The 10,509-nt window shown below is 39.4% G+C and carries 6 protein-coding genes and 1 tRNA gene; all 7 read right to left on the reverse strand.

Annotated elements, in window-relative coordinates; translation table 11 throughout:
- Positions 1 to 28 precede the first annotated feature (28 nt).
- The 7 genes from BQ9893_RS11040 to lpxK all read right to left on the reverse strand — a co-directional run bounded on the left by BQ9893_RS11040 (position 29) and on the right by lpxK (position 9,992).
- Positions 29 to 1,660 carry a RagB/SusD family nutrient uptake outer membrane protein gene (locus BQ9893_RS11040; protein ID WP_075966070.1) on the reverse strand — a complete coding sequence of 544 codons (1,632 nt, stop codon included), beginning with the start codon at positions 1,658 to 1,660 and terminating at the stop codon, positions 29 to 31.
- Between the two features lie 5 nt (positions 1,661 to 1,665).
- On the reverse strand, positions 1,666 to 4,905 hold the full coding sequence (locus BQ9893_RS11045; RefSeq protein WP_244155113.1) for a SusC/RagA family TonB-linked outer membrane protein: 3,240 nt from the start codon (positions 4,903 to 4,905) through the stop codon (positions 1,666 to 1,668).
- Positions 4,906 to 5,157: 252 nt separating this feature from the next.
- Positions 5,158 to 6,123, reverse strand: a complete 966-nt coding sequence (locus BQ9893_RS11050) for a FecR family protein (protein WP_075966071.1) — start codon at positions 6,121 to 6,123, stop codon at positions 5,158 to 5,160.
- Between the two features lie 93 nt (positions 6,124 to 6,216).
- Complete coding sequence (locus tag BQ9893_RS11055) at positions 6,217 to 6,780, reverse strand: RNA polymerase sigma-70 factor (RefSeq protein ID WP_075966072.1); 564 nt, start codon at positions 6,778 to 6,780, stop codon at positions 6,217 to 6,219.
- Positions 6,781 to 7,705: 925 nt separating this feature from the next.
- Positions 7,706 to 7,778 (reverse strand) — tRNA-Phe (locus BQ9893_RS11060).
- Between the two features lie 77 nt (positions 7,779 to 7,855).
- Entirely contained in the window at positions 7,856 to 8,887 is a 1,032-nt protein-coding gene (thiL, locus tag BQ9893_RS11065) for a thiamine-phosphate kinase (protein ID WP_075966073.1), read from the reverse strand.
- Positions 8,880 to 9,992, reverse strand: a complete 1,113-nt coding sequence (gene lpxK, locus BQ9893_RS11070) for a tetraacyldisaccharide 4'-kinase (protein WP_075966074.1) — start codon at positions 9,990 to 9,992, stop codon at positions 8,880 to 8,882. The genes thiL and lpxK overlap by 8 nt, the downstream gene beginning before the upstream one ends.
- Positions 9,993 to 10,509: the final 517 nt, after the last annotated feature.

The following is a 10,509-nucleotide window of genomic DNA, read 5'->3' on the forward strand; positions in this document are numbered from 1 at the left end:
TATTGGTGTACCTCCCCCTTCTTGTTGATTACCAATTTGGATTTTGCCCTAAGTTAGGATTTTTATCTCTTGCAGACTGAGGAATCGGCCACAAATAATGTTTACTTGCGTCAAATGTACGGTTTTGTCCCAGAAATTGTTCTACGGTATAGTCTCCAATAGGAGCATTCTCATCCTTATTGATACCGTATCCGGGTTCGTTCAGTACTTTTTCTGCTATCTTCCAACGCAAGATATCAAAATAACGTTTATGCTCAGCCACAAACTCATGCCGTCTTTCCTCCCGGATCTTTTCTCTCATGGCTTCCTGATTACCAATTAAATTATCGACACCCGGCAATTCAGCACGTTTGCGCACTTGGTTGACTGCCCATGCAATCTGCGTATTATTCGGATCATATTCGTTCAGGGCTTCTGCATAGATCAGAAGAACTTCCGCGTATCTGTAAAGGCTGAAATTTGTCCAGGAAGCACTCGGTTTTTCTAATTCCTGATCGTTATATTTCAGATACATATAACCAGTGATACCACCTCCTTCATGATTAATTCTTTCGTCTTTATTATAGGCAGGATGCGGCATATAAGGTTCATAAGAGCCATTCGGCCGTAAACATTCATAGCCTGGCAGGAAGAATGTTTTTTTCAAACGGGCATCTCTGTTTTCCCATGGGTTATTCTTATCATACAAATCGGATTCATAAATAGTTTTACCCTCTGTTGTTTCATAAGAATCGACCAGTTGACGAGTTGGGCAGAAACTTGCCCATCCCTGCCCGGTAATACCGGTTCCTGCGGGAGACGCGAGAATTGGCAACATATGTGTCTTCTCATCTTCTTTATATTGAAAAGCCAATATAACTTCTTTGTTGTTATTATTTGCTTCGGCCTTGAATATATAGGCGAAATCATCTTCTAAACCGTAAAGGTTCAGATCTATAACTTGTTTTGCGGCAAGAGCAGCTTCTTTCCAAAGCTCGGTTGCATCCTGTCCTTTATGAAATTTAGCATAACTTGCCATATCCAGGTACATGTCGGCCTTCAATGTCAAAGCAGCCCCTTTTGTGATGCGTCCTATATTATCGTTTGTATAGGTTTCCGGCAAATAATCAATTGCCTTGTTTACGTTTTCAAGCGCATAATCCAAGACCTCCTGCTTGGGAGAGCGAGGCAATGCAGCTTCATCCAAATCAATCGGTTTTTCTTTGATCAATGGGATATCACCGAAATGGCGCGTCATCCGATAATAGCGTAATGCCAAAATAAAACGAGCCTCTCCTTCAAAACGTTTCTTTTTGGCCTCATCGATATCCATATCTTTCAAGCGGTCTAAGTAGTAAAGGATTCTGCGTATATCACCGTATCTCCATTCTTCAGAAAGATAACCGGTGGCTGCATTATGCGAACCTTGGCAGATATATCCCAAACCGCCTTCTCCCCAGGCATTTGTCATCAAAGAATTATCACTTTGACAATCTCTCCAGAAATCTCGTGAATCAGGTAATAATGGGTATAAAGCATTTACACCTGTTTGTGCATCAGCTTCTGTTTGCCAAAAGGTATTTTCCGAAGCTTGGGAAAGAGGATCTCTATCTAAGAAATCAGAACAACTGCCCAATGTTAGGGCAGAAGCTAATAAAAACGTAATACTATATTGTTTCATGATTATTAAAATTGAAGATTAAAACCAAATGAGAATGTTCTTGACAACGGATACCAACCTCCTTCCGGATCAAATCCGTCATATCCGGTGATAGTCGCCAGGTTTTGTCCGGATAGATATAATCTCAAATATTTGATGTTTGCACGTTCCAATACTCTTTTCGGAATAGTATAACCGATCTGTACATTTTGAATCTTCAGATAGTCGGCAGTCCGTAACCAAAAACTATTGTACCTTGAATCGTAATCATTGGAAGTATTCGACAATGTCAGGCGTGGATAAGAAGCGTTCGGGTTGTTTTCGCTCCATGCATCCAGATGCATCGGTCGTGCATTGTCCGTCAGATAGAATGCCCATCCTTCGTATCCCTGAAGATACTTTTTAGTATTCAGTTTACCATACATATTCATGGAAAAATCGAAATCTTTATATCCGAAAGAAAGGTTCATACCAAAATTCACTGGTATCTTTCGGTTGAGAACAACACGGTCTTCACCGTCTATTTTCCCGTCTTCGTTTTGATCCTTATATTTAATGTTGCCCGGTAAAACATTTCCTTGATTCGGAGAATTGGCTATTTCTTCTTCACTCTGGAATAGGCCGATTGCTTCGTAGCCAAATGGTAATTGATACCGGTCATTCAAATAAGTCACAACATTTCCTTCGATCCATTTTTCAGAATCCCCCATCTCTAACACTTTGTTTTTAGAATAACTGAAATTGACATCCACACCCCAACGGAAATCATTTTTACTATCCTGGTAGCTGGCCATAATTTCCATACCTTCATTTCTCATTTTCAACAAATTTGACAAAGGAGCAGACAGCCCGAATTCACTGGGTACAGGCGGTGTATACAAGATATCTGTTCTCATGTTTATAAAATAATCGGCCGACAATTTTATGCGCTGTTCCAACCATCCAAGATCGACGCCGAGGTTGCTGACTTTGGCTTTTTCCCATGTTATATTGGGGTTGATCGCTACATTATTGAAAGCGCCACCGACTAATTTATCGTTGAATGTGTAAATTTTAGGGTCGTAGCTTAATACTTGTGCTGTTGCATAGTAACCGACTTTTTCAGAATCCCCTAAAATACCCCATGATGCTCTGATCTTCAGTTCCGATAACCAGTCAGCCGTTGATTCCATAAATGATTCACGATGCAAATTCCAACCCGCAGAGAAAGACGGGAAAACTCCCCAACGATGTCCTTTGGCAAAGCGGGAAGAACCATCACCACGCATACTCGCTTCAAATAGATATTTACCTTGAAAATCGTAGTTCAGACGACCGAACCAAGATTGAACAGCTACGTCTTGGGCATTGCCTCCGTTTTGTTTATTCGTGTTGCCAGTGTCCAATACATCTATGCCGGCAAAAGGCATATCTTCTCTGGAAGCCCAGAAATTCTCTGTTTTGTAATATTCTTGTGAATAACCAGCCAATACTTTGAAATTGTGATTGTCGGATATCTTAAATGAATAATCGGATGTAAATTGCAACTGTGTGCGGAAATTATAAGAGTTTGTTTCCTTTAACGAAGAAACTCTATTTTCAGTCTTGGCAATATTTCCTTCTTTGTCATACAAGTAATAAGTATTTACTCTGTTTTTTGTTGTTGTATTTTGAGAATATGTTGCAACACTTCCTTTTATATTCCAGTCCTTTAAAGGAGAGTAAGAGACATCGAAAATAGCCATCATCTCTTTATGTCTTTCTTTGGAATATCCGGATTCATTAACACCCGCAATCGGGTTACCCCCCATTGCACCACCGGCTGCATATGAACCGTCAGGATTGTAAATAGGTGTAACAGGAGAAATACGTGCAGCCTGTGTCTGCCAAATCGTTGTTCCGCCATTCGGGTTTTGGATATTTGTCTGTGTATACTGCAAGCTGGCATGAGCTTCCAGATTCTTTAATATTTGGAAACGCATATCCGGTTTGAATACCAAACGGTTGTAGTTATTGTTCGGTAAGTTACCTTCCTGGTAGTCATTGGATACGGAGAAGCGATAAGATATTGCCTTTTCTTTACCGGATACTGCAATATGTGTATTGTTGATGATGGTATTTTTTTTGTAGATTTCTTTATACCACTTATTATCTACATATTTGCCGGCATGCAGATCCTGGATGCCTTGTTCTCCGTAAACAGCCTCTTTTCCATCATTGATCATGGCCTGGTCATACAAACGCATGAAATCTTCTGCCCCGACAAAGTCTAATTTGAATTGCGGGTTTTGTATACCTATATTGCTTGAAAACTCAACGACAGGACGATCGGTTGCTTTTGCAGTTTTGGTTGTTACCAAAATAACGCCGTTTGCAGCACGGGAACCATAAATAGCAGCCGAGGCTGCATCTTTTAATACGGATACACTTTCGATATCATTTGGATTCAATGTATAAATATTCCCCGGCATGCCATCAATCAGTACTAAAACTCCGGAACTGCCTCCGATAGTGGAGGTTCCACGGATGTTGATGCTGGCTCCCGAACCGGCTGCTCCACTGCCTTTTGTTACAGCCATACCTGGAACAGAACTGGATAACAGCTCTTGTACGTTGGTTACCGGACGTGATTTGAGTACTTCTTCTGTTTTAACCGTACCGATAGAACCTGTCAGATTGACTTTCTTTTGCGTACCGAAACCGACAACAACGACTTCGTCTAATTTTTGCGTGTCTTCTTGCAACGTGATTTGGAAAGAAGATTTATTTCTAACGGGTATCGTTTGAGTTAGATAGCCTATGTAGGATATTTCCAAGGTTGTTCCTTCTGGAACATCTAATGAGAACTTCCCGTCTATATCTGTGATACTTCCATCGGTTGTCCCTTTCACGACAACATTGGCTCCGATGATCGGTTCGCCGGTTGCGTCTGTGACAACACCTGATATTTTTCTTTTTGTCTGATTAACAGATTCTATTTCTATCTCTACTTTTCGTAACGAAATATATCCTTCATTAAAATTATATGCAATTTTACTATTGCCGAATACTTCTTCCAGTACAGTGGAAACGGGTTTGTTTTTAGCATTTACGTGTACCTCTTCTTGCAGGTTGATCTCTTTTTCACTGTACATGAAGAGATAGTCGGTCTGCTTTTCTATCTCTTGAATGAATTCCTTGAGTGGCAGGTTGTTCCGGCTGATGCTTACTTTGGCATTTTGGGAATGCAGGGTGGTTGCACTTAGCTGGAAAACCGTAATTAATGTGAGTACTGTTGTTATTTTCATAATACGAATTATATGCTTTAATTCAATATAATTGACACAATTGAACAATAGCAATAAATTTTTTTTCATAACTTTGCTCATAGCTTTAGAAGTTAATACTGTTTTTTTTATGTTTGTGGAATACATGAGAAAGGAAGGTATTGACTTGGGGTGAGTGCTGGTAACACTTGCCCCTTTTTTATACCATTCCTGAGGAATAATTTGGATTTACTTCATAGGCATTATTCTTTTTATAGGTGAATATTATAGTATTTAGAAAATTTCTATTTCTTCATTGTTTTTCATTTTGTATTGGAAATGATGTACTCCTTGTAGGGCCTTCAATATTCTTTCAATATCATCGCTTTGGCGGAATTTTCCTGATGTGTACTGATTAATCCGTGCTGATGGCTTAATATCGAATTTTACGTTATACCACAGAGTGAGGTAGTCAAGGGTTTCAGAAAACTTTTTGTTGCTGAAATAAAATATACCGCTTTCCAAGTATTCTTCATTATTAAATGAAACGTTTGATTTTAACAACTTCCCGTTGGAAAGAGAAACCATTTCGTCTGGTTTCAGGATAATATTTTCCTGTGGCCTGTTGTTATTGGTCACCTGTACACTACCTTCAACCAGATTCGTTTCAAACCGGTCACTTTGCGAATAGGCAAACACGTTGAACCGGGTTCCGAGCACTTTGATGTTATAATCCCGGGTTTTCACGATAAACGGCCGTCGGGGATCTTTCGTTACCGAGAAAAAGCCTTCTCCATCAAGCTCTACCGAACGTTCTTTGTCGCTGAATTCATTCGGGATCTTGATGACGGATCGGGGACTTAACCAGGCTTCTGTTCCGTCTTGAAGTGTCATGTAGATGCGTTGACCTTTGGGCACTTCTATTTTTGTGTAGAGCGGGACTTTCTCCTGCGGAATGAATTTGTCGGTGAGTAACCAGATGTTGACCAACAGGATGGCTACGACCGCAGCATATTTTGCCAGGTTGATATAGAGCTTACGGACTTGTTTACGGTTGATCCGGGTTTCCAGTTCTTTCTTTTTCCGGGAAGCCCACTCGTTATCCCCGTTCTGCTCGCCCAACTTGGAGATTGTGATCGTATTTTGGATACGGATGAACTCCGCTTTATCCTCCGGGTTAGATTCGATCCGGTTAAGGAGCTCTTTCTTGTCGGTGTCCGAAAGTTCTCCGAGGAAATATTTATATAGTTGTTCGTTCATACTATTTAGTATTTATTCTATTAGTATGACGAAATACTTCCGGTCATCTACTATTCGGAAGTATAAAAAAGTGATTTTTTTATGATAAAGATTTCAGATAATGAAAATGAACAGGGGAAGGTAGTCTTTTAATTCAACTTTCAGTTTACGTATGGCAGTCACGATATGGTTTTGCACGGTATGGACGGATATATTCAGTTGGCCGGCTATTTCCTCATGTTTTAATCCGTTCATTCTGCTCAAAATGAACACCTGACGACATTTTTCCGGCAGGTGTTCGATTGCTCTGGTTAATAAGTCTTCCACTTCTTTTTCGGTAAAGATGTTTTCATCGAATTGCATTAAAGCTTCTATTTTGAGCTTCAGTTCCCTGTCCTGCAAATTATCCAGCGATTCTTTTTGGCTGTCTATTCGTGTCTTTTGCCTATAAAAATCAATACATCTGTTTTTGGTTAATGTGAACAGGAAGGCATTGGTATTAGTAAGGGAATCCAGCATATCTCGGTGTTCCCACAGATACATGAAAATATCTTGCACGATGTTTTCCGCATCTTCAGTAGAGATTACATATTCGCGTGCAAAACGAACAAGCTTTGGAAAATATACCAAATATATTTTCGAAAAGGAGCTTTTCTCTGTCGCTGAATAAGTATTCATGTTCTTTTCCCTTGATTAACTCGATACATAGTAATACGGTTTTTCCGTATTCTTGTTGTGAAATAAGTATAATACTTGCTGCAAATGTACAATTATTCCAGGAAATCCGCATTGTCTGCCGGGTAATTTTGACGCGGATGAGATGAATAGTCTGTCCGGTCCAACCCAGACAAGAGATGATTCCGACACCCTTCTGCGATCAATCTCTGGTAACCGGTGAACAATCTCGTTTCATACCGGAAACTAACTCAAAACCCCCGAAGAACTAAATCAAAGCATATAGCAAAGTATTTATAGGTAGTAACCACTAATTGTCTATATGTAGTACTACCAATCGCCCGTATGTAGTACTATGTATTCATGATAGGTAGTACTACATATAAAATAGTATGTGATATGTTTTGAATTAGTTTACTATGACATTTGAACTAATTTATGGTATGTTCCGGATCTGTCGCTCCGAAAGAACGGTCAGACTCCGAATAAAATAGCGAAGATAAAAAGGTGTCGGTTAAGTGCCGGACCCGACACCTGACCGACACTGTTTAATCTGTTGTTAATTAAATAAATACATCAAAAAGTGTCGGGTGTCGGATAGGTGAGTGTTTTTCTTTATATTTTTGCGTAACCTTTGCACTATGCATAATACGAGGGCTATACTATTTCTCATAGGTACACTTTATCGGATGCTTACATTGCAGACATGCAGCATTAATGGTGATTTATTGCTTTTTCAACACTTTAGGCTCGTAACATACGGCATTGATTGTTGTCTCACGGTTTACATCACGGTTTACATTACGGTTTAAACATCGGTTTAAACAAACACCGAAAAACACCGAAAATAGTGGAATTTGAAGAGAAAAACCAGTGAAAAGACATAAAAAAAGCAGTTACATTTGATTGTAACTGCTTGATTTTTAGGTGGTGCCACCAGGAATCGAACCGGGGACACAAGGATTTTCAGTCCTTTGCTCTACCAACTGAGCTATGGCACCGTTGTTTTGTTTGACGGGTGCAAAGATACGGACTTTTTTGAATCCTGCAATAGGTAGAGTAACTTTTTGTTGATTTTTTATTCGTTCAGAGAATTCCAGCCCTGTGCTTTCAGTTCGACTTCACCTCCATCACGGCCAACCAGATAGTTCCCAAGATCGGGTTTTGTGATATGGCCGATTACTTTAATTCCCTTCATTTCAGATACTTTTTCGTGGTCCGTGAGAGAGACGGTGAAAAGTAGTTCATAATCCTCGCCGCCATTTAAAGCAGCAGTTACCAAGTTCATATTGAATTGTTCAGCCATTGCTGCTGTTTGATAATCGATAGGAATTCGATCTTCATATACGCGACATCCAACATTGCTTTCTTTTGAAATATGTAAAAGCTCGGAAGAGAGGCCGTCTGATATGTCCATCATGGCAGTAGGGATGATTCCGGCATTGCGAAGCATCTCGACAATGTCTTTACGAGCTTCAGGCTTTAACTGGCGTTCTAACAGATATTCCTTGCCGGCAAAATCCGGTGTAAAATCTTTTTCACCTTTAAACACCCGTTTTTCTCGTTCTAACAACTGCAACCCCATATAAGCAGCTCCTAAATCACCGGAAACACAGATCAAATCCGTTTCTTTGGCTCCGCTACGAAGAACTATTTTCCCTTTTTCTCCTTCTCCGATACAAGTTATGCTGATGCAAAGTCCAGTGAGAGAAGAAGATGTATCTCCGCCGACAATATCGACCCCATATACATCACAGGCCAGCTTTAACCCGGCATAAAAATCTTCTACATCTTCAACTGAAAAACGTTTGGAGATACCAAGTGATACCGTAATTTGTTTGGGCTGGCCGTTCATTGCGTAAATATCGGAAAAATTCACAACAGCCGATTTGTATCCGAGGTGCTTTAGCGGCACATATGTTAGGTCGAAATGAATGCCTTCCAATAATAGGTCGGTGGTGACAAGCACTTGTTTGTCCTTATAAGAAAGGATTGCGGCATCGTCACCTACGCCCTTTATTGTACTATTGTTCTTTATTTCAATTCTGTCAGTCAGGTGACGGATCAGGCCGAATTCTCCTAATGTTGATATTTCTGTTCTGTTACTCATATTTGTTTTGTAAAATACTATTTTTTTTGAATGTGATAATATGTTTTTTTATTGTTTCATCAAAACTTTGTTCATTGTGAAATCGGATTACAATTGGCAGATAATATAAAGATTTCTTCCAACTTTCAGGGACAAAAGGATTGCTTTTTAAACGTGCAGCATCCTTTTCTGTTACCAGAATCAATTTCCTTTGTGAAGTCATTTTTTTGAATGTCATATCCATTTTCTTGAAATCCGATTTACTAAACGTATGATGATCAGGAAAAATGATCGGCAATACTTTGTTTGAATATTTTTCTGCCTCCCGAATGAATGGAGTGGGGGCTGCGATACCCGATATCAATAGGATATCTTCTTCTTTCTCCATAACTATAGGATTTGAAGGATAAGCTTCCGATGGAAATACGGGTTTGATTTTCCCATAAACGATACTGGAAAAAAAGAGTAACTGATGTGCCCGTAATTTCATGTTCTCTTCAATAATACGAAAATCAATCGGTTTCATTTCTTCGTCGCATTTAGTAACGATCACAATATCCGTTCGGTTGATATTGCTTATCTGTTCACGCAAATGCCCCGTAGGTATTAATTTATCATGATAAAACAGGCGATGATAGTCAGTCAATACGATTGAAAGAGAAGGGTGAACATACCGATGTTGATATGCATCGTCCAACAGTATAACTTCGGGTCTTTCTGTTTCAGGCAGTGATAAAAGGGTTTGAATACCTCGACGGCGATTAGCGTCGACAGCGACAAGTATATCCGAAAATTTGTTTTTCATTTGAAAAGGTTCATCTCCAATATCCAAGCTGGTGCTTTCCGAATTGGCAAGAATAAACCCCGATGTTTTTCTTTTGTATCCACGGCTTAATACTGCAATGCGATATCTGTCTTTCAATAAACGAATGAGATATTCCGTATGGGGAGTTTTACCCGTTCCTCCTGCAGATAAGTTTCCAATGCAAATCACAGGAATAGAGTATTGCTCGGAATGTAATACATCCCAATCAAAAAGCCGATTTCGTAACCAGACCCCAATTCCATATAGAAAGGAAAGAGGACTCAGGAAGGTGTTGAGTTTTATTTTGTTGTTTTTTTGCATGTATCTTCTTATCTGCCGACAAATATAGTTAACTTATTGATGGTTGTCAGCTTTTTATTTGTTTATTTCAAAAAGAAGCTATATCAGAATCTCTGTTAAAGAGGAAATTCGTATTTATTCTGAAGCGTTTTTAAGTTTGGAGTATATATCTTCAATTCGTTTTCGGATCAAAAAACATCTCTTATGCGTACCATATAATACAATAGTAGAGTTGAAAAAAAGATCAGAAAAAAGTTCTCAAAAAATTTGTTTGAATTCATAGAAAGCTCTACATTTGCACCCGCATTCGAGCGAGAGTGGCGAAGATCGACGTAATGGAGAAGAGGTAACCCGGGAGAGGGGATGAGGTTAGCGAGGCTAAGCGAGATGTCCGACCGTCCGGTGGCTTTGAAAAAACTTTTCAAATTTTCTTTCGAAAAAATTTGGCGGTTAAAAAAAAGTCCTTACCTTTGCAGCCGCAATCGAAACGATAGCGACAAGTTCTTTGAAAGATTTACATATCAACAAGTAGTACAAG

Origin of the sequence: Parabacteroides massiliensis (assembly GCF_900155425.1) — a bacterium.
Taxonomy (GTDB): Bacteria; Bacteroidota; Bacteroidia; order Bacteroidales; family Tannerellaceae; genus Parabacteroides; species Parabacteroides massiliensis.

Coding starts and splice junctions, on each gene's coding strand:
- BQ9893_RS11045 (WP_244155113.1), bottom strand. CDS start 4,905: ATGAAAATAACAACAGTACTCACATTAATTACGGTTTTCCAGCTAAGT.
- lpxK (WP_075966074.1), bottom strand. CDS start 9,992: ATGCAAAAAAACAACAAAATAAAACTCAACACCTTCCTGAGTCCTCTT.
- BQ9893_RS11055 (WP_075966072.1), bottom strand. CDS start 6,780: ATGAATACTTATTCAGCGACAGAGAAAAGCTCCTTTTCGAAAATATAT.
- BQ9893_RS11050 (WP_075966071.1), bottom strand. CDS start 6,123: ATGAACGAACAACTATATAAATATTTCCTCGGAGAACTTTCGGACACC.
- BQ9893_RS11040 (WP_075966070.1), bottom strand. CDS start 1,660: ATGAAACAATATAGTATTACGTTTTTATTAGCTTCTGCCCTAACATTG.
- thiL (WP_075966073.1), bottom strand. CDS start 8,887: ATGAGTAACAGAACAGAAATATCAACATTAGGAGAATTCGGCCTGATC.